We start from the raw sequence: 24967 nt of genomic DNA on the forward strand, positions 1-24967 counted from the left end.
GACCGCGCCCCCGAATTATCTGACAAATAGGTGGAAATGGCGTCCTGGGCATCCGGGACGATACACCTCTCCCCATGCGATCCCGCCTCCGCGCCCTGCTCCTCGTCGCCACCGCCCTGACGGCCCTGGCGAGCACCTCCTGCGCCCCGCCCCCCGACGACTCCGCCGGTTCCCCCGGACCCCACGGCCCCCGCGTGCTGCGCGTCCCGGCGCAGTACCCCACCCTCCAGCGGGCCGTGGACCTGGCCCGCCCCGGCGACCTGGTGCTGGCCGCCCCGGGCGTCTACCGCGAGAGCGTCACCCTCTCCGCGCCCCGCGTCGTCCTGCGGGGAGCCGACCGCAACGGCACGGTGATCGACGGGGAGTTCCGGCGGGCGAACGGGATCACCGTGACCGGCGCGGGATCCGCCGTGGAGAACCTGACCGTGCGCAACCACCTGGCGAACGGCCTGCTGATCACCGGCGTCACCGACACCACCCGGCAGACGGGCGCGGGCGGCGGAAAGCACTACGAGCGGCTGGACACCCGCCTCCACCCTCCCCTGCACGGCTTTCGCGCCGCATACGTCACGGCGCACAACAACGCCCTCTACGGGATCTACGCCTTCGACGCGAGCGACGGCGTCATCGAGCACTCCTACGCCTCGGGCCACGCGGACTCGGGGATCTACGTGGGGCAGTGCTCGCCCTGCCGGACGGTGGTCCGCGACAACACCGTCGAGCACAACGCGGTCGGGCTCGAAGTCACCAACGCCTCGCAGGACCTGTACTTCCTGGGCAACCGCTCCCGCCTGAACCGCGTCGGCGCGGCCGTGAACTCCAACGACCTGGAATCCCTCGCCCCGCAGCACGGGGCCGTCTTCGCCGGGAACACCCTCACGGGCAACAACGACGCGGCCAGCCCCGAACAGGCGGACGGCGGCTTCGGCATCGGGATCGGCATCGGCGGCGGGCGGGACAACGTCCTGGAGCGCAACCTGATCGACGGCAACCGGCACGCGGGGATCCTGCTCACCGACGTCCTCGGCTATCCGGTCACCGGAAACAGGGCCGACGCCAACCGGGTGACCGGCAACGGCACCGACCTCGTGCTGACCGCGCCGGGCGCCGCCGGGAACTGCTTCGCCGGGAACGGCGAGACGAGCTCCTCGCCCGAGGGGCTGGCGGCCGCGGCCCCGTGCGGCGCGCCCGCGGGAGCGTGGCCCCCGGCCGCCGTGGCGCCGCCCGCTCCGGCCGCGCCCGCCGGGCTGTCGTTCCGGCGGGTGCCCGCACCCGCGCGCCAGCCCTCGATGCCGGGCGCGGCCACCGCGCCCGCCGCCACGGCGGCGGGCATGCCGCCCGCGGACCCGGCGCGCTACCCGCTGCCGGACCCCTCGCCGACCGGGGGCTGAGGCCCGGCGGATGTGGTGGGCCCGGCGACCGTGCCCGTGAAGTCCACGGTCGCCGCCGGGCCCTCGCCGGTGAGCCGGGCCTCGACCCGGCGCAGCGCCCCCTTCGCATCGACCCAGTACGTCAGCGGCGAGGCCTGCGCCCCTTCGTGGCGCGGCGGCCGGGGGCCCGCGAAGACCGCGTACGGTCCCTCCGGCCGCCCGTCGGCGCCCGGCAGGCTCCGCCGCCCGAGCCACTGGGCCCCGGACTGCGCGAGCAGCTGCGCGTTCTCCGGGCGGTCGTGCCCCAGCTGGAGGGTCAGCCGCAGCGCCCGGTCCAGTGGGTCCCGCGTGTACGCCCGCCGCGACCAGCGGCGGGGACCTCCGGCCGGGTCCACGGACACGCTCCCGTCGTCCCAGGCCAGGGCCCCGGCGACGCCCGTCCGCCCGGGCACCGTGAAGGTCCCCGAGGCGCGGCGGGTGCGGTAGTCGACGACCGCCTCCACCACGGTGACCCCGGCCGGGCCGGGGACCCGTACGGTCAGCGCGGCGGGACTCGACTCGTACGCCGACAGCCGGACCAGGGCCAGCAGCTGGGCCTCGTCCTGACTGACCGCGCGGCCGCCCCCGTCTCCACCACCGCCTGCGCCGCAGCCGGACAGGAGGGCCAGCGCCGCTGCCAGCGGCGCGCACAGGAACCGGACGCGTGGGGGCACCCGGCCACCCCACCACCACGGACCCGGATGGCCCCGCACCACGGCACGCGACACGGCCGAGCGTGCTCGAATGCCTTGCAAGGGGTCATCGTCTGGAGGCTGCACCATGGCCGCATCACGGCACCGGTTCCGGGGCCCGCTCGTAGCGGCCGCCTTCACCTGGCTGCTGGTGCTGTGCCCGGTCGCCCCGGCGTCCGCCGCCCCCGCCGCCTGCACCGCCGACACCGGCCCCTACCAGTGGGAAATGGAGCAGTACCTCCGGCTCCCCGCCGACGGCCGCCAGAGCACGGCCGACTGCGAGGCCATCCGCGCCTTCCAGCAGCGCCAGCGCCTCGTGCCCGCCGACGGCGGTGCCGACCTGGCGACGTACCGCACCACCCTGGTCGTCGAGGAGCGCCGCCACCCCAACCGGGAGGGGAAGTGCCCGGCGCGCGCCCGCAACGTGGTGTGCGTGGACCTCACCCGGCAGCTGCTGTGGGTGCAGTACGACGGCAGAGCCGTCTACGAGGCCGTCCCGGTCCGCACCGGCAGATGGGGCCAGCAGACCCGCGACGGATGGCACGAGATCACCGACCGCGTCATCGACGAGACCTCGGAGCTGTACGACGACGCCCCCATGCCGTACGCCCAGTACTTCTCCGGCGGCCAGGCCCTGCACGGCGTGTACGGCGACCTCTTCAACGGAGGGGGCTCGGCGGGCTGCATCAACCTCCGACTGGCCGACGCCGAGAGGCTGTGGAACACCACGGGCATCGGTGACCCGGTGGTCGTCTGGGGCCGCAAACCCGCGACCTGACGCGGGTCAGCAGGGGGACAGGGGTCCCTTCTGGCCGGTGAGGTTGTCGTTGGACATCCAGCCGGAGGTGGTGGTGCCGTCCACCCGGACGTACGTCCATTTGTTGCCGTAGGCGTTGACTGTGTAGCAGTAGTAGCGGAGTTTCGTGCCGGTCTTGGCGAGGGAGACGGCGGGGCACGTCTCGTACGGCCCGGTTTCGATGTGGTAGTCGCCGGCCATGAAGCCGTAGCTGCCCGGGGTCGGGTCCTTGTGGCTCCAGCCGCCGCAACTCGTCGGCACGGGGCTGGGTTTGGCCGTCGCCGAGGTCGGCGTCCGGCGTGGTGAGGCGGTGCCGGACGGCTTCTTCTTCGAGGTCGTGGTGGGGGAGGGGGAGGCGCTCGGGGTGTTCGCGCCGCCCGTCACCGCACCCGGCTGCCCGGTCGATGGACCGCCGGGCATCGCCGCGCGTGCGGCGCCGCGGCCGCCGTGTCCCCCGGTCAGGGCGTAGGTGAGACCACCGGCACCGAGGACGGCGAGCACCGCGAAGGCCGTCACGGAAAGGGAACGGCGCCGGGTCCGGCCGGTGGCCGTGGTGGTGCCGGTGTACCGGGCGCCGGTGTCGGTACCGACGGCGGCCGACGGCTGACCGGGCGCCGGAAACGCGGTGTGCGCGGGCGGTTCGTACGGCTGGGCGTACGGCACCACCACGGGCGGCGGGCCGAAGGCGCCGCCGGCCACCGGCGCGGGGGCGGGGGCGGGCGCGGGCGCGGAGACGGGGGCGGGCGCGGGAGGCGCCGGGTCGGCCGCGACCCGTTCCAGCATCGCGCGGGCCTGGGCGGCGGTGGGCCGCCCCGCCGGGTCCTTCGCCATCAGCGCCCGCAGCACCGGCGCGAGCGGCCCCGCCCGCCGGGGCTCGGGGAGCGGTTCGCTGACGATCGCGGACAGGGTCGACCAGGCGGAGGTGCGGCGGAACGCCGACGTGCCCTCCACCGCCGCGTACAGGGTCATGCCCAGCGACCAGATGTCGGACGGGGGACCCGGCTCGTGGCCCTGGGCGCGCTCCGGCGGCAGGTAGTCGAGGGAGCCGATGATCTGGCCGCTGCGGGTCAGCTTGGACACGGCGTCCTCTTCGGCGGCGTCCATGGTGGCGATGCCGAAGTCGGTGAGGACCACCCGGCCGCCGCGCTCCAGCAGCACGTTCCCCGGCTTCACGTCCCGGTGCAGGACCCCCGCCCGGTGCGCGGCGTCGAGCGCCTCCATCAGGGCGGCCCCGATCGCCGCCGCCTCCCGCGGATCCAGCGGGCCGCGCTCGGTCAGTACGTCGTCGAGGGAGGGACCGTCGACGAGTTCCATGACGATGACCGGCAGCCCCTGCTCCTCCGTGACGTCGTGCACGGTGACCACTCCGCCGTGCCGGATCCGGGCGGCGGCCTGCGCCTCCCGCCGCATCCGGGTCCGCAGATCGGCCAGTTCGGCCGCCCCGGCGTCCGTATAGGCCCGCAGGATCTTGACGGCGACCTCGCGGCCGAGCAGTTCGTCCACCGCGCGGGCGACCACGCCCATGCCGCCGCGGCCGACGACCGAGGTCACCCGGTACCGCCCCCCGAGCAGCCTGCCGATCAGCTCGTTGTCGTTCGCTTCCCCCGCCGGCACCGCACGCCCCGTTTCACAACCGCTCGTCCATGGCCTCTGCCGCCCTGTGCAGGGCACAAGAGTAGACGCACGGGTGTGTCAGGGACGCGGGACGGTGGGGGTTCCGAACCACTGGGGCAACCGGTCCAGCAGGTCCTGCGGGTCTTCGCCGACCCAGGCCACGTGCCCGTCGGGCCGCAGCAGTACGGCGGGCGCGTCCAGTTCCTCGCCGGCGTCGACGACGTCCACGACGTGGTCGATCCGGTCCGCCCAGCCCGCCACCGAGAGCCGGCCCGTCTGGTCGAGCAGCAGCCCGCGTCCCTCGTGCATCAGCTCGTAGAGGCGGCCGCCCCCCTTGAGCTGTAGGTCGCGCAGCCGGCGGCCGAGCAGTGCGTGGCCCTCGCCGAAGTCGTAGTCGATGTCGACCGCGGTGATCATTCCGGTGACGTACCGGTTCACTTCTTCGAAGTCCATCAGCTTCGAGAACAGCTCCCGCAGGGCGGTCGCACCCGCATCGGACCCCAGCAGGGTCATCTGCGCGCGGCTGTTGCGGAGCACGCGGGCCGCCACCGGGTGCCGTTCCGTGTGGTAGCTGTCCAACAGGCCCTCCGGAGCCCAGCCGTTGACCGCCGCGGCCAGCTTCCAGCCGAGGTTGAAGGCGTCCTGTACGCCGAGGTTCATCCCCTGGCCGCCGGTCGGCGGGTGGATGTGCGCCGCGTCCCCGGCCAGCAGCACCCGGCCGACCCGGTAGTGCTCGGCCTGCCGGGTGGCATCGCCGAACCGGGACAGCCAACGCGGGGAATGCACACCGAAGTCGGTGCCCGCGACCGCCCGCAGCCGCTCCTTGAACTCCTCCAGGGTCACCGCGGTCGCACGGTCCTCCGCCACCCCGTCGGCGGGCACGATGACGCGCCACGTCCCGTTCTCGGTGGGGGCGAGGCCGAACCGCATCTCGGTGGTGCGGACCTTTTCGACGACGGCGGTGATCGTCTCCGGGTCCTCGGTCACCTGCACCTCACCGATGAGCGTCTCGACCGAGGCGGGCTCGCCGGGGAAACCGACGCCGAGCAGTTTGCGCACCGTGCTGCGGCCGCCGTCGCACCCGACGACGTACCGCGCGCGCAGCCGCGTGCCGTCGGCCAGTTCGACGGACACCCCGTCCTCGTCCTGACCGAGCCCGACGACCTCGTGGCCGCGCCGGATCTCGGTGCCGAGTTCGAGCGCACGCTCGTCGAGCAGCCGCTCGGTGACGGGCTGCGGGACGGCGAGTCCATAGGGGTGCGCCGTGTCGAGGCGCTCGGGCCACGCCTTCATGACGCCGCCGAACAGGCCGCCGACGCTGAACTTCTTGCTGACGGCGAGGAAGCGGTCCAGCAGACCGCGCTGGTCCATCATCTCGACACTGCGTGCGTGCAGGCCCTGCCCGCGGGACTCCCCGGTCGGCTCGGTCAGCTTCTCCAGCACGACCACGCGCACGTCGTGCAGGCGCAGTTCCGCGGCCAGCATCAAACCGGTCGGGCCGCCGCCGACCACGATCACGTCCATCATCACAACGCCCATTTCTGCAGGTCCTGGCCTTAGGTCGGCCATTTTGCGGCACGGCGGGGGCCTTGCCGCAAGCCCCCCGGTGCGCTATATCTTGGAAAGGGCAGGGAGTGGTTGATCTCCTTGCCCTTCGTCATTCCCCGACCGGAAAACCGGTTGCCCGCCGACGGTGGTGGATACAGGATCCGGCATGATCACCAGGCACCGGCCACGGCCGGTACGCCGCAGCCGCATCGTCACGGGGGACGCCAGCACATGAACACGCCGCCATCGTCATCGGCATCGCCATCTTCATCGGGAGCGGGGCAGGCTGACGGGGCGTCCGTCCGGATCGGCGCCCTCGTTCCGCTGACCCGGCCCGGCTGGACCGGGGCGGGCCGGCACCTGCTCGCCGGACTCGAACTGGGCGTCCGCGAGGTCAACGGTGCGGGCGGGATCGCCGGAAGGCCGCTGGAGCTGGTGGTCCGCGACACCGCGGCCGATCCGCTGAAGGCCGCCGCGGCCGTGGACGAGCTGGACGGCATGGGCGTGGCCGCTCTGGCGGGGGAGTACCACAGCGTCGTCGCCCGCGCGGCGGCCGCCAGGGCCGACGCCCTCGGTCTGCCGTTCCTGTGCTCGTCGGCGGTCCTCGACGCGCTCACCGACGAGCCGACGCCATGGGTCGCGCGCCTCGCCCCGCCGCAGTCCCGCGGCTGGCGGACGTACGCGGACTTCCTCCTCGCGGCGGGCCACCGCCGCATCGCCGTGGCGACCCAGCCGAGTGTCTACTGGGCGTCCGGGACCCGCGTCCTGCGGGATCACCTCGCCGCACACGGTGGCACCGTCACGGCGCTCGACATGAGCGCGCTCACCCCCGCGGCCCTGTGCGACGAGCTCGTCGGCCAGGGCGCGACGGCCCTCCTCCTGCTGGTCGGCCACCCGGAACCGGCCGTACCGATCGTCCGGGCCGTCCGCAGTGACGAGCGGCTCGCCGGGATGCTGATGGGCGCCCCGGCCGGGCAGCCTGAGTTCGCCGAATGGGCGGAGCTGCTGGGCGGGGACGGCGCCACGATCCCGTTCCTGCGCTATCTGCCCGAGCGCCTCGGCCCGCACGGGGCGCGCGTCGGGGCGGCCCTGCGCGAGGGGCTGGGCGAAGCGCCCTCGTTCGTCGCCTTCGAGGGCTACGACACGGTGGCGGTCCTCGCCGATCTGCTGCGTGCGCACGGCACGGACCGCGCGGACCGGGCGCGTACCGCCGCGGCCTGGCCGCAGGTCAGCGTCGACGGCACCCGCGGGCGGATCGGGTTCTCCCGGCTGCCGGGCATCAGCGTGTGGCAGTGGGCCGGGGCGCCGCTCCAGGTGGCCGACCGGGATCCGGCGGACCCGTGCCGCTTCCGCGTGCTGCACACCGGCCGGGAGGCGTGAACCGGCTCGCCGCCGCTTGAGCGCGGGGTGCGGGTCACAGGGCCCTGCCTCACGGGCCCTGGAGCGCCTCCACCAGCTGGGGCAGCCGGCCGCCGGCCACGGCGAGCGCGAGGTGGTCGTGGTAGTCCCGGCTGCTGACGATCAGGCCGTCGCGGACCCGCAGCACCTGGATGTTGGCGGCCTCGAACCGGCGCCCGCTCACCCGGTGGTGCACCCGGTAGTCGAACTCGGCGACGATCACCTCCGGGTCGTCGGTCTCCCGGACGACCACGTTCGCCGGGGTCAGCTCCACCGGCGAGTGCTCCGCGACCAGCGCGAACCGCTCCCGGAGGACCGAGCGTCCTTCGAAGCGGCGCGGTCCGACCGGCTCGAAGACGGTCTCCACGACGGCGTCCTCGGCGTAGAGGTCGGCCAGCTCCGTGTACCGCCCGGCACCGATGCCGTCGATCAGTTTCTGGAAGACCTCGCGCGGCGACAGTGTGTGGGACATGACCAACCTCCAGCGGGGATCAGCGGATAGAATCGGACTAGCGACTCCGTTTTCACGATACGGACTGGAGACTCCGGTTGTCCAGAGTGGTTTTGCGTCGCGGGCGAAAGGCGGGATACGGATGGGTGGCGCTCAGGAGCGTCCGCTGAGGGCGGACGCGGCGCGCAACCGGGCCAGGCTGCTGGATGTCGCCACGGAGGTGTTCACCACCCGCGGCATCAGCGTGCCGACCGAGGAGATCGCGCGCACCGCCGGCGTCGGGGTCGGCACGCTCTTCCGGCACTTCCCGACCAAGGAAGCGCTGCTGGAAGCGGTCATGGTGCGCAGGCTGGAGGCGATGGCGGCCGAAACGGGGCGGCTGGCCGCGGGCGCCGATCCGGCCGAGGCCTTCTTCGCCTGCTTCCGCCTGGTGGTGGAACAGTCCGAGGGCAAGAACGAGTTCGCCCAGGCGCTCGCCGCCGCCGGGGTGGACGTGCACGCGTCCCTGCAGGGGCCGACCATGGAGATCAAGGCCGCGCTGGCCGGTCTGCTGACCGGCGCGCAACGGGCGGGAGCGGTCCGCCCGGAGCTGGGCATGCCGGAGTTCCTCGCCCTGCTGGCCGGGACCGGCAGGGCGATGGAACAGCTCGGCGCGGATCCGCAGCCCCGGGAGCGCGTCTTCGGTGTCGTGTTCGACGGGCTGCGGCCGCGCTGAGCGGGGTTCGGGGGAGCGCTTCAGGGAGTGCGGTTCACGGAGTGCGGTTCGGGGGTGCGGTTCAGGGGGTGCAGTTCAGGGTGCCCGCGCGGAGTGCGTGGCCGCCGTCGTTGGTGTCATCGGACCAGATGACCGGCTTGTGGCCGCCGGCGCAGGTGCTCTGGGGCGCGATGGCGAAGCCCTCGTTGTTGTAGTTGGGCATGCCGGTGGGCCGGTCGTAGGTGTGGGTGACCGCGAACCGCCCCTGGGCGTTGATGTCGAGGGTCGAGGTGCGGCCCTGGCAGCTGTCGTCGCAGGCCGCCCACAGGTGGCCGGTGGCGGGCTCGAACTCCAGGTCCATCACGGCGGGGAAACCGCCGGCGAAGGTGGCGACGCGGGTGTAGCCGCCGCCGGACAGGTCGAGGGCGTAGGCGTACACGGTGCCGTTGGCCTCGACTCCGGTGAAGAACAGGCCGCTGCCGTGGCCCGGGTAAGCGGCGGGGTCGTATGCGGCGCCCGTGTGCTCATCGCGGAAGCCGCGCGCGGTCAGGAAGGTGTCCGGGATCCACGCGATGCCCTCGGGTCCCGCGTTGGCGGGCAGGGTGGGCAGGTCCGGGGTGAGGTTCCACTCGCCGGTCGCGTTCAGCGTGGACGCCGAGGACGCGGTGTCGAAGCGCAGGATCTTCGGCATGCTGGTGGAGCTGTTGCCGTTGTCGCGCTCGGTGGCGACGAACAGGCCGTCGGGGGTGGCGACCACGCCCTCGGCGTCGGGGTCACCGCTGCCGTTGGCGTAGCGCAGGGCCTTGCCGGACGCCCAGCCGCCGGACGGGTCGGGGCCCCACGCCGCGCCGCCCGGCACGAGCCGGTAGAGCCTGCCCGGGCCGTTGTCCACCGCCCAGAGCACGCCCGCGCTCTCGAACGACAGGCCGCTGAGGTTCGTCCCGAACACGTTCGAGCCGTCCGCGATGGTGACCGCCGAACCGCCCGGCCACGCGGAACCCGAGGCCGTCCCGCAGGCGTTCGCCGCGCCCTTGGTCGGGGCGGTGGTGGTGGTGAAGGCGCCCGTGCCGTCCGGGCACCGCCCGTAGGTGGTGGTGGCGTGCGCGGTCCAGGTGTACGAGTCCACCAGGGTCGAGCCGTCCGCGAGGAAGAGCCGCGCCGCGTCCGAACTGCCCAGGCCGTACGACGCCTCGACGTCCAGTGCCAGGAAGGCGCCCGGGGCCAGCGAGGTGCCGGTGGAGATCCGGTAGGTGTGTGAGTCGTCGTTGTCCTTGACGATCCACCCGGAGAGATCGACCGCGACGGTCCCGGTGTTGACGAGTTCGACCCAGTCGCCCGGGCTGCCGCCGCTCGACTCGACCTCGTTGATCCGCACCGCGGACTGGGCCGGCGCCGAAGCCGAAATCGAAGCCGAAGCCGAAGCGGGTGCGCCGGGCAGAGCGAGGCCGAGGAGGGACAGGAAGACGGCGGCGAAGCGGATCCGTCCACGCCAGTGAGTACGCAAGGTGGCTGCTCCTTCTGCGAGGGCAAGCGTGCGGGAGCGCGTGTACGCTCCCGGCGCAGCGTCGGGCACACCGGCGGCCACGGGCTGAACACGCCGCGAACGGCGCGGGTATCTCACGGAACGAGGGCTTCGCCGCCGTCACGGGCTACCGCGCGTCCACCACCGAGAGGAGTTTGCCGCTGGTCGGGCTGCGGTCCAGTGACGGGCCGTCGACCGCCTCGACCAGCAGGTCCAGCAGCCGCTCCGCCACCGCGGAGCGCAGCTCCGGGTACCCGGCCAGGAAGACCTCCCGCAGCCGCTCCGGATCCGTCGACGCGGTCCGCTCGACGCGTACGGTGAGCCGCTCGCGTACGTCCGTGGCGTCGAGCCGGATCTGCAACTCACCCCGGTGGCCGCCCTCTTCCTCGGCCAGCGACAAGAAGCGGCGGAGGTTGAGGAAGTACGTCGCCACCCGCATCACGTCGCCGGTGCGCCCCTTCAGCTCGAAGCGCGGCGCGTGCCGCCCGCACGGGCAGCGGCCCGGGAGTTCCCGGCCGAGGTCGCCGATCACGTACCGGCCCAGCTGCTGGCCGCGCCGGGCGTGCGTGGTGAAGACCAGCCGGCCCGTCTCGCCCGGGGACACCGGCCGGTCCTCGGCCAGGTCCAGGATCTCCAGGGTGTGCAGGTCGGCGTGCAGGTGGTGGACACCGCCGGAACTCTCGGTGCACTGGTAGCCGAGCGGGCCGAGGTCGGTGCTGCCGTAGGTGATCGAGCGGATGACCTCGATGCCGAAATCGGCCTTCAGCACCCGCTGTTGCTCCGCCGTGAAGTGCTCGCCGCCGTAGAAGACCTTGCGTAGGCCGCCGTAGGCGCGCAGCGCGTCCGCCTCCGCGTGCAGCAGCTGCCACAGGTAGGAGGGCATCCCGAAGAGGGTGTCGGCCCCGTGGTCGATCAGCGCCTGCGCCGTCGCCCGGTGGTCGGGGCCCGCGGACAGGGGCAGTTGCACCCCGCCGAGCCGTTCCAGTACGGAGAAGAAGCTGATGAAGCTGCCGTACATGGCGCCGCAGTAGAAGAGGTTGGCGGTACGGTCCCCGACCGGGTCGTACCCGGCGGCGAGCAGCCCGCGGGCCGCGGCGTGCATCTGGGTGTCGTAGTCGTCGTAACTGAAGACCGACAGGGCCGGGGCGCCGGTGCTGCCGCCGCTGCGGAAGAACAACTCCGCGTCGGACCGGGCCAGTTCGTCGTGGCCCCGCTCCTGGACGTCCTCCTTGCCCAGCAACGGGCCCGCGGGGGGCGGCAGGACGACGGGGCGGGCCAGGTCGTCCAGGCAGGCGGTGGTGGCGAAGCGGTCCGGGTCCGCCTGGACCGCGACGCGACGGCTGTAGCGCTGGAGGGCGTACACGCCGTCGTGCGGCTCGCCCGCGTAGCTCTCCAGCATGGCGCCGACCGGAGTGACGCGGGTGACGCCCGCGGCCAGGGCGGTGCGGGAGAGTTCGGCGATGTCGGTCCGGCTGCCCGCGAGGCCCGCCGTCTGGAGGTAGCGGCGCATCGGGCGCAGGGTCGCGATGAGCCGCTTGCGGGGCAGCGGTTTCACCCACACGCTGCGGTGCAGCGGCGAGGCGGTGAGCGGGGACCTGGTGTCGGCCATCACCCGCCACGAACCGTCGGGCGCGGCGAACACCCGGGTCAGGCCCAGGTGTTCCTCCAGCCGGGCCATCAGCTCGGTGGTGGTGAGTTCGGCGTCCTCGGCCGGATCCGCGGCGCCCGCCGACGCGGGGGCGGCCGGCGGCCGGGCCGCCGCCAGGACGGAGGCGAACCGCTCGGCGAAGGCGAACACCTCCTGCACGTCCTCGGTGTCGAGGTAGACCACCTGGGGGCTGGAGCACGCCTGCTGCTCGTACAGGCACACGTCGTGCGCGAGCGCGTCGAGCGTCCCCGCATCGGACCACGCGTCGCGCGTCAGGTACGCGAAGGAGATCCGGTGCCCCCACTCCACCAGCCTGCAGCCGGGCGGCACATGGGCCGCCATCCCCGCGACGGCGCCCTCCCCGCCCCAGACGGCGACGGCGTCCGCGGGCGCGCACATCAGCCGCAGCCACTCCTGCCGGGAGGACGGGAAGCGCAGGACGACGACGCGCGCGGCCAGTGCGCCGCTGGGGTCCAGGTCCGCCAGCTCGGCCATCACGTGCTGGGTCAGGAGGGTGTCGGCGCTGCTGGTCTTCAGGACATTGACGTTTCCGGCGAGCAGGCCCTCGACGAGGCTCAGCGGAGCGACCGTCGCGGCGTTGCCCGGGGCGATGTGGGCGACCAGGCCCACGGGCGCCCACGCCTCGTAGACCGTCTCGCGCGGATCGGCCCGGTTCAGCCGGCCCGGCGTCGCGCCGCCGAGTTCCCGGCGCAGCTTGCGGGTCAGCTCCCGCCGGTCGAGGGCGGCGCCCAGCTCGGCGAGGACGGCCGTGTCCTCCCCCTCGGGCAGGTGCGCGGCGAGCCGGGCGCGCACCGGGTGGGCGGGGTCGCGCAGGGCGGTGGCGAGGGCGTCGCAGGCGGCCAGGACGGTCTCGGTCTCCAGTACGGTGCCCAGCGCTGCCTCGACGGCGTCCGGCAGCCCGGCGAGGCGCCGCCCGGCCTCGGCGTCGCCGATGAAGGCGCCCTGCCAGAAGTGCTGTTCGGTCTCGGTCTGCGTCACGGTCACGCCATGCCCTTCATCAGTTCCGCTGCGGCCACCGCGCAGCTGCGGTTGCGGCTCACCCCGGCACGGCCGTGGACGGTGAACCAGGGGGTCTTCAGTGCGCAGCCGCAGGCCTCGCCGGGCTGGAGGGAGGCCAGGTCGCCCATGACCACGCTCTGCGCCGGTACCGAGGTGATGTACGGCGACACCAGGTGCAGGTAGCCCCGCTCCCCGTACGGCAGCGGCTCCAGCGTGCGGGTGGAGCGGATCGTCACCCGGGACCAGACGGGGGCGTGCAACCGGTGGTGGTCGCACTCGATGTACGGGATGCAGTGCTCCACCGAGCCGAAGGTGTCCCGGATCCGCTCGCCCGGGATGCCGAGCTGCTCGGTCACCCGGGCGTACAGCTCCTCCTTGCCGATGCGCCGGTCGGCGTGCCCCTTCCAGCCGCCGCCGAGGACGACGAGGGAGCCCTCGGGCAGGCGCAGCGGAGGCAGCCCCATCGCCCGCATCCGCTCCAGGGTGAAGAAGAGGAAGGCGGGGAAGCCGAGGATGCGCACCGGGGCGTCCTCCCGCTCGAAGCGGCGCAGCGCGGCGATGCAGCCGAAGGGGTCGAACTCGTGGTCGCCGCCGGTGTTGCGCAGCGCGTACTCGACGCTGCGCGCCGGGGCGAAATCGCACAGGTAGTTGTCGGTGAAGGCGGTCCCCAGGTTCAGCGAGGGGGCCGGTTCATAGCTGTACAGGAGGTAGTTGACCTCCTGGTCCGGGGTGATCCAGCCGTTGTGCTCGAAGATCCGGGCGACCATGCGCTGCGCGGAGCGGATCGTCCAGTGGTCGAAGAACATCTGCGACTTCTGGCCGGTGGTGCCGGAGGAGGTCAGGTGCAGTTCGACGTCCTCGCGCGGTACGGAGAGCACCTCGTGCCGCTTGAAGAAGTTCGCGTGGACCAGCGGCGCGCGGTAGGGCTCCGCCGGGGGAGTGGCCTCGTACAGCGAACGGAAGAAGGGGGAACGCCCGGTGTGCCAGGCGTTCGTCTCCGCCATGGCGGCGGCGAACAGCGCGTCCTCGGCGGGCCCGAAGGCGTACGGGTCGGTCAGGTCGCACAGCTGCTGTACGTGCGGCAGGAGGGCCGGGTCGGGTACGGCGACCGGCGCGAGATGGGGGTTCATGAGGCAACCTCGGATGGTGTGGGCAGGTGCGCCGCCGCCCAGGCGGAGGCGTAGCAGTCCAGATAGGGCTGGAGGGGCGGTTCGACGGCGACGCCGCGGAAGTCGATCCGCTCGCTGGAGCGGGACAGGACGGCGTAGTCGTGGAAGCCGTCGCCGTCCGCGCGCATCGCCGGGTAGAGGGCCCCGGCGACGAACCCGTGGGCCAGGAAGGCCGAGAGGGCCTCCGGCTGGGCGAGCGGGACCAGGGCCTCGACGTATCCGGCGCCCGCGCGGGCCAGGGCCCGGGTGACGGGTTCCAGGTACGCGGCCGCGGCGGCCGGGTCGGGGTGCGCGGTCAGCAGGGAGCAGTAGCCGCCGGCGCGGTTGAGGTAGGCGTACACCTCGAACCGGCCGTCGGCGGGGGTGAGGAGCACGTTCGGCGTGTGCAGCGGGTAGAACCAGCCCTCCGCGCCCGGGAAGTGCTCGCGGAAGCGGCGGTGCACGAAGGCGGGAGCCTCGATCAACTCCAGCCGCTCCACCTCGTCCTGGGGTGCGGGTTCCGGGAGCGGTCCGGTGGTGGACCGGACCCCGGGGTAGCCGATGCCGAGCGCGGTCCCGGCGGTGCGCAGCAAGGGCAGCAGCGGGGCCGGGACTTCGGTGACGGGGATCCGCCGGTCCAGCACCCCGGCGGAGTGACGCGCGTAGAGTGCGAGGCTTTCGCGGCTGCGGAGATCCACCGCGTTGGGCAGGATGCCCAGCGGGCGGAAGCCGTTGCGCGCGACGACGCGCTGCGGTCCGGCGCTGACGGTGCGCACGGTCGCGTACACCGAGTCCAGCCGCCCCGAGTCCAGCATCCCGGCGCACAACGCCCCGGTCAGGGCGGCGGCCAGGCCCGATGAGCGGTGCCCGGGATGTACGGCGATGCCCTCCAGGCGGCCGATCCGGCTGCCCGCCTCGCCGTGGATGGCGGCGGACGCGGTCAGGGCCCCGGTGGTCGGGCAGCGGCCGACGAGCCACAGGGAGTGCGGATCCTCGATGAGCCGCGCCATTTCGGCGGGGTCGGTGCCGAGGGCCACGGGGTAGTGAGGTCCGTAGACGGCGTAGTAGAGCTGGCGCAGTTCGGCGATGTCCGCGCGGACGGCGGGCGTGATGACCGGGGTGATGGCGGGGGTGATGGCCGGGGCGCCGACAGGCGTGTTGGTGGGGCTCACCGCTCGCCTCCGACGGGTTCCGGGGTCCGGTCCGGGGCCGCGTCCCCGGCGGCCGGCGGCTCGGGGGCGGGGGACCGGGAGCCGAGCAGGGCCAGTGCGCAGGCGGCGGGGACCAGGCCGATGCCCTGCACCAGGCACAGGGTCCGCGGCGAGACGAGGTCACCGGCGAAGCCGAACAGCAGCGAGGCCACCGGCAGGGAGGCACCCAGTACCGCCTGCATCACGGCGAAGAAACCGGGCTTGTCCGCCGGGGGCACCAGACGCTGGAAGAGGGCCACGAAACGGACGCTGACGGCCCCGGCACACCAGCCCGCCACCGCCAGGCAGCCCGCGATGACCGGGCGGTGCGCGAACAGGCCGGGCAGCGCCAGGGCGAGGGCCATCAGACCCAGGCACCAGGCCCCGGCGACCGTGGGCCGCCCCGGTACCCGGGCGCCGGTGACGGCGCCGATGAGCGCGCCGGTGCCGAGGGAGGCCTCCAGCAGGGCCACGGTGGCGCCACCGCCGCCGAGGACGGAGCGGGTGTAGAGGGGGATGACGACGAACACGGCGGTGGTGAAGAGGTTCGCCGCGGTGAAGCAGATCAGGATCCGTCGTACGTAGGGAAGTTCGGCGAGGATGCGGCGCAGCGTGCGGCGCGGTGCCGCCGTGGCCGTGGGTGCCGATGTGGCCGCGGGCTCGTCGGCCCGCGGCCCGGTGGTGCGGAAGCGGGCGCTCGCGACGAGGAGGGCGGCGCCGAGGTAGGCCGCCGCGCAGCCGACGGCCAGCCCGGCCACACCGGCCCGGTCGACGGTCAGGGCGCCGAGCAGGGCGCCGCCGAGACCGGCCAGCGACTGCGTGGACAGCTCGAAGCCGGTGGCCGTCTCGATGTCGGCGTCGTCGACGAGTTCGGGCACCGACGTGGTCAGACAGGGGTCGAAGAACGCCTGGCAGGTGGCCAGGGCGAGGCCGGCGGCGTACACCGCGGCGATGGGCGGGCCGTCGAGGTACGCCCACAGCGCCAGGACGGCCGAGGCGGCCCCGGCCAGGGCGGCGGCGGTCCGCAGGACCGAGCGGTGCGCGAACCGGCCGACGGCGCCCGCCACGACGGGCGCCAGCGCCACGGCGGGCAGCGTGCAGACGGCCATGAACAGCCCGGAGGCCAGACCGCGGGCGTCGTGCACGGCGTAGGCGACGATCCACCAGGACACGCCGACCTGGAACATGCGCGCGGCGGCCTGGGTGAGGACCTGGCCGAGCCACACGGCGCCGAAGGCGCGGTTGCGCAGGACGAGCGGGGCGCTCATGCGGTCGGCCTCTCGTCGAGGACCCGGACGAGCTTGCCGGAGCGCGGGTTGACGGCGAGGTCGCGGTGGCGCACCCACTCCACGGACAGCGGGTGCACGAACCCGGCGCGCACACTGTCCGGGTACAGCGGCCTTACGCTCTCCAGTTCCGCGATGACGGCCTTGGCCAGCGGTTCGCGCGAGGTCCCGTCACCGGGGGCCGTCGCCAGCCGCAGGACGAGCCCGTCGCGGCCTTCCCAGCGGCGGACCACGAGCTGTACGCCGACCACCTGTCCGGCGGTGTCCGCCGCGGCCACGGCGTCCTGGGCGTCCTGGGTGTAGAGGGAGACGGGTCCCACCCGTACGCCCTCCTCGGCGCGGCCGAGGATCCGGAAGTGCCCCGGCCCGGTGCCGGTCCACTCGGCCCGGTCGCCCGCGGGGTAGCGGATGACCGGCATGAGCCGCCGGAAGAGGCTGGTGACGACGACCCGGCCGGGCCGCCCCGGTTCGGTGACGGGCTCGTCGGTGCAGTCGTCGAGGATCTCGACGACCGAGTGGGGGGTGAAGGCCCGGTGCACCCGGGCGTCGGCGCCGGGTACGGGGCGGCCGAGCAGCCCGGCGTCGACGCTGGCGTAGCCCACGGATCGGGCCTCGGCGCCGGGGAACGCCGTGGCGAGCAGCCGCCGCTGGTCGTCGAAGAGGGCCTCGCCGCCGAAGAGGAGCAATTCGACCGAATCGAGCCGGACACCGGAGGCGACGGCCTGTTCGGCGAGTCGGCACAGGGTGGTGGGCGTGCCGGTCAGCACCTGGGCGGCGAGATCGCGCAGCGTGGGGAGCGTCGACTCCAGCGGCGCGGCACCGCCGATCGGCAGCCGGACGTTGTCCACGGGCGCGTGGGCGAGCGAGTCGAGGACGAAGAGGAAGCTCGCGTACAGCTCACCGGCGTAGAAGAGGTCGGCGACGCGGTGCCCGGGACGCAGGCCCGTGTCCACGAGACCCTGGCCGAAGGCGGTGACGAAGGTGCGCCACTCGTCGCGCGTGTAGACGGAGAACTTGGGGGCCCCGGTGGTGCCGCCGGTCTTGTAGACCGTGGCCTCGCTGAGCGGGCCGGTCAGTACGCGGTTGTCGTGGAGGGCGTTGGCCGCCCAGAACTCCCGCTGGTCGACCACCGGCAGGTCGGTGAGGCGGTCGACGTGCGGCGGGAGTGACGCGTAAAGCTCTTGGTAAAAGGGTGAGTTGTGACGGGCGAAACGTATGAGGTCCGAGAGTTGCTGGGCGGACATGGGCCTTTGCCTAGGTGACGGGAACGGGACGGGAGCCGTCAGCGGCACGGCGCGGCGAGGGTGAAGACTCGCCTGCGGGCTCGGCCGGTGTGAACGGGGGACCCCCCGGCGCCCCCGGCTCCTCGACGCGCGCCAAAGCTGACGCGCTGTCACGATGATGGAACATCAGTGCGTCTGTCACCAAATTGGGCAAGGATTTCCGGCCAGGGTGGCCGTATGCGACAGTATTTGTGGCTCGGGGCGCTGGGGTTGATGTCCGGGCCGGGGCGGACGTCAGTTCGCGCCCGGGCCCTGACGGTGCTTCTGGGCCTCGTACTGCCTGCGGTGCGCCTCCAGCTTCACGTCAGCGCCGGCGCGGGGCGTCGCTGCGCCCACGGCCGGGCCGTCTCCAGCTGCGCCGCGACCCGCAGCACGCTCACCTCGTCGTCGCGGCGGCCCACCAGCTGCACGGCGAGCGGCAGCCCGTCGCCGCCGTGACCCGCCGGGACGGAGGCGGCCGGGTGGCCCGTGACGTTCCACAGCGCGGTGTAGGCGATCATCGGGCGCGAGCGGACCATCGCCGTGAGCAGCCCGGCTCCGTCCAACGCGCCGACCGGGCGCGGGCGTTCAGCGATCGTCGGGGTGAGCAGCAGGTCCATGCTGGTGAACATCCGGTCGGCGCGCGCCGCCAGCCGCTCGCCCGCCCGGATCCCGCGCTCCACGGCGGCTTCGGGGACCGCCCGGGCCAGCGCGAGGACCCGGCGGGTGCGCCGCTCCAGCAGCTCGGGCCGCTCGACGGCGGCGGCCTCCGCCCGTACGCCGCCGCAGAACTGGGCGACGAACGGAGCCGTCGCGTCCGGGTAGTGGGGGCGCACCTCCCGTACGTCGTGACCCAGCTCGCGCAGCGCCCGTACGGTCTCCAGCAGCGCCCCGACGTGCTCGGGATCCGGGCGCACCCCGGGCACGGCGGGCGTGGCGGAGTACCCGATGCGCAGCCGCCCGGGCGCTGACTCCAGGGCCCCCACCCAGGATTCGGCGGCGGGGCGGGCGCTCCAGCGGTCGGTGGGGGTGCTGCCCGCGAGGACGTCATAGAGCAGGGCGGTGTCGTGCACGGTGCGGGTCAGTGGGCCCACCGTGCCCAGCGCGTACCAGAGGTGGGGGTGCGGGGAGGTGGAGACCCGGCCGCGCTGCGGCTTGAGGCCGAACAGCCCGCAGCAGGCGGCCGGGATGCGGATCGAACCGCCGCCGTCACCGCCGAGCGCGGCCCCGACCAGCCCGGCCGCGACGGCCGCGGCGCTGCCGCCGCTGGAGCCGCCGGGGGTGCGGGTGGTGTCCCAGGGGTTACGGGTGTGGCCGTGGGCCTCGGACTCCGTGAAGGGCCACTGGCCGAATTCGGGCATGGTGGTCTTGCCGATCACGACGGCTCCGGCGGCGCGCAAGCGGCGTACGGCCTCGCAATCGGCGGCGACCGGGGTGCGGTTGGCGGCTCCGCCGAAGCCGGTGTGCTGACCGGCGACATCCAGCTCGTCCTTGACGGCGACGGGCACGCCGTGGAGCGGGCCGACCGCGCTCTGCGCGTCGCGCGCATCGGCCTCGGCCAGGGCCTGCTCGGCGAGGACGACGCGGAAGGCTCCGAGAGCGGGGTCGATCCGGGCGATGCGGCGCAGCGAAGCCTCGACGAGCGTGCGGGAGGTGACCTTCCCGGTGCGCACCAGCTCGGCCTGCCGCTCCACCCCCAGGAACATCAACTCCGCGTCGTCCCGGTCCTGTTCGCGTGTCCGGTCCCCGCCCGGCGCGCCGTTCCCACCCATGGCAACCACCCCTTCGCTCGTCCCTAGACTAGGCGCACCATGCATCTTTCGCCCGCGGCTTCCCCGCCTCCTTCCAGCTCCTTCCAGCTCCTTCCCGGCGCCGCCGCGTCGCCGGTGATCCTGCACGTGCCGCACTCCTCGCGGGTCATCCCGGAGTCCGTCCGCGGCGACATTGTGCTGGACGACGCGGCACTGGAGCGGGAGTTGGACCACATCACCGATGCGCACACGGCCGACATCGCGGCAGCGGCGGCGGCCGCCTGCACCCTCGCCCCGTGGAGGTTCGTCAACGGGCTGTCCCGTCTCGTCATCGACCCCGAGCGCTTCCCCGACGAGCGCGAGGAGATGCTGGCGGTGGGCATGGGAGCGGTGTACACCCGCACCACTCACCGGGAGCGCCTGCGGCCGGGCGGCTTCGACGGCCGGCCGTTGATCGAGCGCTACTTCGACCCGTACGCGCGGGCGTTGACCCGGGCCGTGGAGGAGCGGCTGGAGGCCGTCGGACGGGCCGTGATCATCGACGTGCACTCGTACCCGACGGAGCCCCTCCCGTATGAACTCCACGGGGAGGGCGGCCGACCCCCGGTCTGCCTCGGCACGGACCCCTTCCACACCCCGGCCGCCCTCCTCGCCGCGGCCGAGAAGGCCTTCGCGGGCTTCGGAGGCACGGGACTCGACAGCCCCTTCGCCGGTACGTACGTGCCGCTGAGGCACTACGGAAAGGACGCCCGGGTCGAGGCGCTGATGGTCGAGATCCGCCGGGACACCTACATGACCGAGCCGGGCGGCCCCGCGGGCCCAGGCCTGGAAACCCTGGCGTCGTCCCTGGCCGAACTCGTGGGCGCGGTGCAGCCGTAGCGACGGTGGGTTCCCGGCAGGCCGCGCAGGGCGGCCTGCCGGGAACCCCGTCGGGCTCAGGCGAGGTCGAACCGGTCGAGGTTCATCACCTTGTCCCACGCCGCCACGAAGTCACGCACGAACTTCTCTCCCGCGTCCGCGGACGCGTAGACCTCCGACAGCGCCCGCAGCTGGGCGTGCGAACCGAAGACGAGGTCGACCGCGGTGGCGGTCCACCTGACCTTGCCGGTGGCGCGGTCCCGGCCCTCGAACACGTTCTCCGCCGTGGCCGACGCCTTCCACTCCGTAGCCATGTCCAGCAGGTTGACGAAGAAGTCGTTGGTCAGGGTCTCCGGCCGGTCGGTGAAGGCGCCGTGCCGGGACCCCGCGAAGCCGGTGTCGAGGGCCCGCATGCCACCGGTCAGGACCGTCATCTCGGGTGCGGTGAGGGTCAGCATCACGGCCCGGTCCAGGAGGAGCGTCTCCGGCGACAGCTTCTCTCCCGCGCGGAGGTAGTTGCGGAACCCGTCCGCCGCGGGTTCGAGCACGGCGAAGGACTCCACGTCGGTCTGCTCCTGCGAGGCGTCCGTACGCCCCGGCGCGAACGGGACCGTGACCGCGAACCCGGCCTGCTTCGCGGCCTGTTCGACGCCCGCGCAGCCGCCCAGGACGATCAGGTCGGCGAGCGAGATCTTCGTCCCGCCGGTTGCGGAGTTGTTGAAGTCCTGCTGGATCTGTTCGAGGCTCCGCAGCGTCCCGGCCACCTCGGGCCGGTCGTTGACCGCCCAGTCCTTCTGCGGTGCGAGCCGGATCCGGGCCCCGTTGGCCCCGCCGCGCTTGTCGGTGCCTCGGAAGCTGGCCGCCGACGCCCAGGCGGTGCTGACCAGTTGGGACACGGTCAGGCCCGAGGCGAGGATCTTCGCCTTGAGGGCGGCGACGTCCGCGTCCGACACCAGCGCGTGATCGGCCTCGGGGACGGGGTCCTGCCACAGCTGGGGCGCCGCGGTCCACGGACCGAGGTAGCGCGAAAGCGGCCCCATGTCGCGGTGCAGCAGCTTGTACCAGGCCCTGGCGAAGGCGTCCGCGAGCTTGTCCGGGTTCTCGTGGAAGCTCTTCGCGATCGGCGCGTAGACGGGATCGAACTTCAGCGCGAGGTCCGTGGTCAGCATCATCGGAGCGTGCCGCTTCGACGGATCGTGCGCGTCGGGCACCGTGCCCGCGGCCGAGGGGTCGGTCGGCTTCCACTGCTGCGCGCCGGCCGGACTGGTCGTCAGCTCCCAGTCGTACCGGAACAGGTTGTCCAGGTACCCGTTGTCCCAGGTGACCGGCGAGGTGGTCCACGCACCCTCCAGCCCGCTGGTGAGCGCGTCGGCGCCCGCGCCGCTGCCGTGCGTGTTCCGCCAGCCGAGGCCCTGCTGCTCCATCGGGCAGGCCTCGGGCTCCGGACCGATGTACTCGGCGCCGACCGCACCGTGGCACTTGCCGAAGGTGTGACCGCCGATGATGAGGGCGGCCGTCTCCTCGTCGTTCATCGCCATCCGTGCGAACGTCTCGCGGATGTCCTTGGCGGCGGCCATCGGATCCGGATTGCCGTTGGGCCCCTCCGGATTGACGTAGATCAGCCCCATCTGCACGGCGCCGAGCGGATTGGAGAGTTCCCGGTCGCCGCTGTACCGCTCGTCACCGAGCCAGGTGTCCTCGGGCCCCCAGAAGATCTCCTCGGGCTCCCAGACGTCCTCGCGCCCGAAGCCGAACCCGAAGGTCTTCAACCCCATGGATTCGATCGCACAGTTGCCGGCGAACACCAGGAGGTCGGCCCAGGAGATCTTCCGCCCGTACTTCTGCTTGACCGGCCACAGCAGTCGGCGCGCCTTGTCGAGGCTCGCGTTGTCCGGCCAGCTGTTGAGGGGGGCGAAACGCTGGGCGCCCGCGCCGCCGCCGCCCCGGCCGTCCGCGATGCGGTACGTGCCGGCGGAGTGCCAGCTCATCCGGATGAAGAGCGGTCCGTAGTGCCCGTAGTCGGCGGGCCACCAGTCCTGTGACGCCGTCATCACCTCGAAGACGTCCCGCTTCAGGGCGTCGAGGTCCAGGGTCGCGAATTCCTTGGCGTAGTCGAAGTCCTCGCCCATCGGGTTGGACCGAGGCGAATGCTGATGGAGAACCTGCAGGTCGAGCTGATTCGGCCACCAGTCCTGGTTCGCCCGGGGGCGAGTCGACGTGGGGGCCGGGGCGGGGATGACTGGGTTCTCGCTTTCGCTGCCGGACACGTCCGTCCTTCTTCCTGTCTCGGTGTTTCCCTCGGCCGTATGGTCGCGCACCACCACCCGTACAGCGGCGAGAACACGCAGGGCGCGCCCGTATAACCATCGGTCGAGGCATTCACCCGAGGGGGTGCCCCGGCGGGGCCGTGGGGTCGGGCGGCGTACGCGCGTCCGGTGCGGGCGGCGCCGGGAGCAGTGTCGCGCCGATGCCCGAGAGCACCGCCGTGAGGCCCGCTTCGAAACCGGCGTCGCGGTCGCGGAACATCGCCGGGCCCGCGGCGGTCGTCAGCGGGTAGTCCGCGAGGCGGGCGGCGCGGGCCTCCAGGTCGTAGCCCTCGCCGTCCGCGCCGGGCAGCGGGCCCATGGACTGCTCCTCGATCACGTACCCGATGGTGTAGCTGTAGGCGGTGAACCAGGCGCGGGCGGCCCCGGCGGCGGTGAAACCGCCGGCGACCAGGGTTCGTAGATGGGCCTCCATGGGGGCGGCGAAACTCATGTCCGTGAAGTGCGTACCGCTGTAGACCTTGGCGCCGTCGCGGTAGCGCAGCAGGTGTTCGCGCAGCCCGCGCATCGCGGCCTCCAGGGCCTCGCGCCAGTCGCGCGGCGGGCGGACGGCCGTCGCCAGGTCCGCCGTCATCCGGCGGAACATCTCGGTGGCCATCTCGTCGAGCAGCGCCTGCTTGTCCTTGAAATGCCAGTACAGGGCCGGTGCCTTGACGTCCAGCTCCTTGGCGATGGCCCGCAGGGTGAGGCCTTCGAGGCCGACCTCGCCGAGCAGGCGCAGGGCGGTCGCCGCCACCGTCGCGCGGTCGAGCCGGGTGCGCTCGGGCTTGGGGCCCGGGAGCGCGGGTTTCGCTTCTCGTTCTCTCGCCACCTTGACAACTTAACAGTGTTAAGCCCACTCTCGTGGTCATGACCTCACTTAACAACGTTAAGGAACCGGCTCCCGGTACTGCGGCTCCCGGTACTGCGGCTTCCGGCGTACCGGCCCCCGACGTGGTGGTCGTCGGCGCGGGCCCCACCGGGCTGGCCCTCGCCATCGACCTCACCCGCCGCGGCGTCCACGCCCTCGTCCTCGAACGGTCCGACACCCTCTTCCCCGGGTCGCGCGGCAAGGGACTCCAGCCGCGCACCCTGGAGGTCCTCGACGACCTCGGCGTCGGCGACGCGGTGCTGGCCCACAGCGCCACCGCGCTCATGGGCCGGATCTGGCAGGACGGAAAGCCGGTGGGCGAGCGCGACATGCTCGGCGACAGCGGGATCGGCGGCCCCACCGACACCGAGCCCCATCCGCGCGCCCGGCTGCTCCCGCAGTGGCGTACGCAGCAGATCCTCTTCGAACGCCTCACCGCACTGGGCGGCCGGGTCGCCTTCGGAACCGCCCTGACCGGCCTCGCCCAGGACTCCGCCGGGGTGACCGCGCGGCTCTCCGACGGCAGCGAGGTGCGCGCCGCCTATCTGGTCGCCGCCGACGGGGGCCGTTCCCTCGTCCGCCAGGCCGTGGGCATCGCCATGACCGCTCCGAGCGGGGAGGGCATGGCCCCCGATCCGATGCTCGTCGCCGACATCCGGCTGCGCCCCGGCGCCCTGGACCGCGACCACTGGCACCTCTTCCCAGGCGAGGACGGCGGTTTCGCCGCGCTCTGTCCGCTGCCCGGCACCGACGATTACCAGCTCGTCGCGCGCACCGACGACCTCGATGTCCCCGCCGTCGTCGCCGCCCGCACCCACCTGAGCGCGCGGGACGTCACCGAGGTCCGCTGGGCCTCGGACTTCCGGCCGCGCGCGGCCATGGCCGACCGCTTCCGCGCCGGCCGGGTCCTGCTCGCGGGGGACGCGGCCCACGTGCACTCCCCGGCGGGCGGGCAGGGCCTCAACACCAGCGTCCAGGACGCCTACAACCTCGGCTGGAAGCTCGGCCAGATCCTGCGCCACGGCGCGGACCCGGCGCTCCTGCACACGTACCACCACGAGCGCGCGCCCGTCGCCGCACAGATGCTCGGCCTGTCGACCCGGATCCACCGGGGCGAGGAGGAACGCGGGAAGGCCGGGCGCCAGCTCGGGCTGGGCTACCGGGGAGGCCCGCTCTCCGAGGGCTCGGCGGGCGCCCTGGAGGCGGGCGACCGCGCCCCCGACGGCCCGCTCCCGGACGGCCGCAGGCTCTTCGACCTGTTCCGGGGCCCGCACTTCACCCTGCTCACCGTCGGCACGGACATCGAACTCCCGCCCGTTGACGCCAAGTTCGTACGGATCCACCGGATCGGCGGCTACGAGCCGTACGGCCAGGGGGTCTTCCTGGTCCGCCCCGACGGATACGTCGGCTGGGCGGGCGAGGACACGGCCGGTCTGTCCCGCTACCTCGCCCGGTTCGGCGGTTCGGGCGGCTCAGCCGGCACAGGCGGGTAGCCCGGCCGCGGTG

19 protein-coding genes are annotated in these 24967 nt (G+C 73.4%); 6 read left to right on the forward strand and 13 right to left on the reverse strand.

Annotated features, from left to right (window positions below; all coding sequences use genetic code 11):
* Positions 1–74 precede the first annotated feature (74 nt).
* On the forward strand, positions 75–1391 hold the full coding sequence (locus OHS33_RS34015) for a right-handed parallel beta-helix repeat-containing protein (RefSeq protein WP_330334266.1): 1317 nt from the start codon (positions 75–77) through the stop codon (positions 1389–1391).
* On the opposite strand, the gene OHS33_RS34020 is transcribed toward OHS33_RS34015, so the two are convergent.
* Entirely contained in the window at positions 1355–2083 is a 729-nt protein-coding gene (locus OHS33_RS34020; protein ID WP_330334267.1) for a hypothetical protein, read from the reverse strand. The genes OHS33_RS34015 and OHS33_RS34020 overlap by 37 nt on opposite strands.
* Before the next feature lie 106 nt (positions 2084–2189).
* Here OHS33_RS34020 and OHS33_RS34025 point away from each other — a divergent pair, with 106 nt between their 5' ends.
* Positions 2190–2879 carry a L,D-transpeptidase family protein gene (locus OHS33_RS34025; RefSeq protein WP_330334268.1) on the forward strand — a complete coding sequence of 230 codons (690 nt, stop codon included), beginning with the start codon at positions 2190–2192 and terminating at the stop codon, positions 2877–2879.
* A 6-nt stretch (positions 2880–2885) separates the two neighbouring features.
* Here the strand turns inward: OHS33_RS34025 and OHS33_RS34030 are convergent, their stop codons facing one another.
* Together OHS33_RS34030 and rox are read right to left on the reverse strand one after the other, a co-directional pair.
* The gene (locus OHS33_RS34030; protein ID WP_330334269.1) at positions 2886–4511 is read right to left on the reverse strand and encodes a serine/threonine-protein kinase; all 1626 of its coding nucleotides are present in this window, start codon (positions 4509–4511) and stop codon (positions 2886–2888) included.
* 78 nt (positions 4512–4589) lie between these two features.
* Positions 4590–6038 (reverse strand): rifampin monooxygenase, encoded by a 1449-nt coding sequence (rox, locus tag OHS33_RS34035; RefSeq protein ID WP_330335313.1) that lies wholly within the window; start codon positions 6036–6038, stop codon positions 4590–4592.
* A gap of 252 nt (positions 6039–6290) precedes the next feature.
* On the opposite strand from rox, the gene OHS33_RS34040 reads away from it, so the two are divergent.
* The gene (locus OHS33_RS34040) at positions 6291–7439 is read left to right on the forward strand and encodes an ABC transporter substrate-binding protein (protein ID WP_330334270.1); all 1149 of its coding nucleotides are present in this window, start codon (positions 6291–6293) and stop codon (positions 7437–7439) included.
* A gap of 49 nt (positions 7440–7488) precedes the next feature.
* Here OHS33_RS34040 and OHS33_RS34045 read toward each other — a convergent pair whose 3' ends face one another.
* The gene (locus tag OHS33_RS34045) at positions 7489–7929 is read right to left on the reverse strand and encodes a nuclear transport factor 2 family protein (RefSeq protein WP_330334271.1); all 441 of its coding nucleotides are present in this window, start codon (positions 7927–7929) and stop codon (positions 7489–7491) included.
* Positions 7930–8050: 121 nt separating this feature from the next.
* On the opposite strand from OHS33_RS34045, the gene OHS33_RS34050 reads away from it, so the two are divergent.
* Complete coding sequence (locus tag OHS33_RS34050; RefSeq protein WP_330334272.1) at positions 8051–8623, forward strand: TetR/AcrR family transcriptional regulator; 573 nt, start codon at positions 8051–8053, stop codon at positions 8621–8623.
* 61 nt (positions 8624–8684) lie between these two features.
* Here OHS33_RS34050 and OHS33_RS34055 read toward each other — a convergent pair whose 3' ends face one another.
* The 7 genes from OHS33_RS34055 to OHS33_RS34085 all read right to left on the reverse strand — a co-directional run bounded on the left by OHS33_RS34055 (position 8685) and on the right by OHS33_RS34085 (position 19450).
* Complete coding sequence (locus OHS33_RS34055) at positions 8685–10106, reverse strand: lamin tail domain-containing protein (RefSeq protein ID WP_330334273.1); 1422 nt, start codon at positions 10104–10106, stop codon at positions 8685–8687.
* A gap of 145 nt (positions 10107–10251) precedes the next feature.
* Positions 10252–12777, reverse strand: a complete 2526-nt coding sequence (locus OHS33_RS34060) for an acyl-CoA reductase (protein ID WP_330334274.1) — start codon at positions 12775–12777, stop codon at positions 10252–10254.
* Entirely contained in the window at positions 12774–13922 is a 1149-nt protein-coding gene (locus tag OHS33_RS34065; protein ID WP_330334275.1) for a LuxE/PaaK family acyltransferase, read from the reverse strand. Before OHS33_RS34065 ends, OHS33_RS34060 begins: the two co-directional genes overlap by 4 nt.
* Positions 13919–15112 carry a GNAT family N-acetyltransferase gene (locus tag OHS33_RS34070; RefSeq protein ID WP_330334276.1) on the reverse strand — a complete coding sequence of 398 codons (1194 nt, stop codon included), beginning with the start codon at positions 15110–15112 and terminating at the stop codon, positions 13919–13921. Before OHS33_RS34070 ends, OHS33_RS34065 begins: the two co-directional genes overlap by 4 nt.
* Complete coding sequence (locus tag OHS33_RS34075) at positions 15109–16398, reverse strand: MFS transporter (RefSeq protein WP_330334277.1); 1290 nt, start codon at positions 16396–16398, stop codon at positions 15109–15111. The genes OHS33_RS34070 and OHS33_RS34075 overlap by 4 nt, the downstream gene beginning before the upstream one ends.
* Positions 16395–17660 carry a phenylacetate--CoA ligase family protein gene (locus OHS33_RS34080; protein ID WP_330334278.1) on the reverse strand — a complete coding sequence of 422 codons (1266 nt, stop codon included), beginning with the start codon at positions 17658–17660 and terminating at the stop codon, positions 16395–16397. The genes OHS33_RS34075 and OHS33_RS34080 overlap by 4 nt, the downstream gene beginning before the upstream one ends.
* 338 nt (positions 17661–17998) lie before the next feature.
* Positions 17999–19450, reverse strand: a complete 1452-nt coding sequence (locus OHS33_RS34085; RefSeq protein WP_330334279.1) for an amidase — start codon at positions 19448–19450, stop codon at positions 17999–18001.
* 39 nt (positions 19451–19489) lie between these two features.
* On the opposite strand from OHS33_RS34085, the gene OHS33_RS34090 reads away from it, so the two are divergent.
* A complete protein-coding gene (locus tag OHS33_RS34090) occupies positions 19490–20308 on the forward strand; it encodes an N-formylglutamate amidohydrolase (protein WP_330334280.1) in 819 nt (272 codons plus the stop codon).
* 56 nt (positions 20309–20364) lie between these two features.
* On the opposite strand, the gene katG is transcribed toward OHS33_RS34090, so the two are convergent.
* Together katG and OHS33_RS34100 are read right to left on the reverse strand one after the other, a co-directional pair.
* Positions 20365–22554, reverse strand: coding sequence for a catalase/peroxidase HPI (gene katG / locus OHS33_RS34095; protein WP_330334281.1), 2190 nt, complete (start codon positions 22552–22554; stop codon positions 20365–20367).
* Positions 22555–22666: 112 nt separating this feature from the next.
* The gene (locus OHS33_RS34100) at positions 22667–23422 is read right to left on the reverse strand and encodes a TetR/AcrR family transcriptional regulator C-terminal domain-containing protein (RefSeq protein WP_330334282.1); all 756 of its coding nucleotides are present in this window, start codon (positions 23420–23422) and stop codon (positions 22667–22669) included.
* 38 nt (positions 23423–23460) lie between these two features.
* Between OHS33_RS34100 and OHS33_RS34105 the strand changes: the two genes are divergently transcribed.
* On the forward strand, positions 23461–24954 hold the full coding sequence (locus OHS33_RS34105) for an FAD-dependent monooxygenase (protein ID WP_330334283.1): 1494 nt from the start codon (positions 23461–23463) through the stop codon (positions 24952–24954).
* Positions 24955–24967 lie beyond the last annotated feature (13 nt).

This window comes from Streptomyces sp. NBC_00536 (assembly GCF_036346295.1).
In the GTDB taxonomy this organism is placed as follows: Bacteria; Actinomycetota; Actinomycetes; order Streptomycetales; family Streptomycetaceae; genus Streptomyces.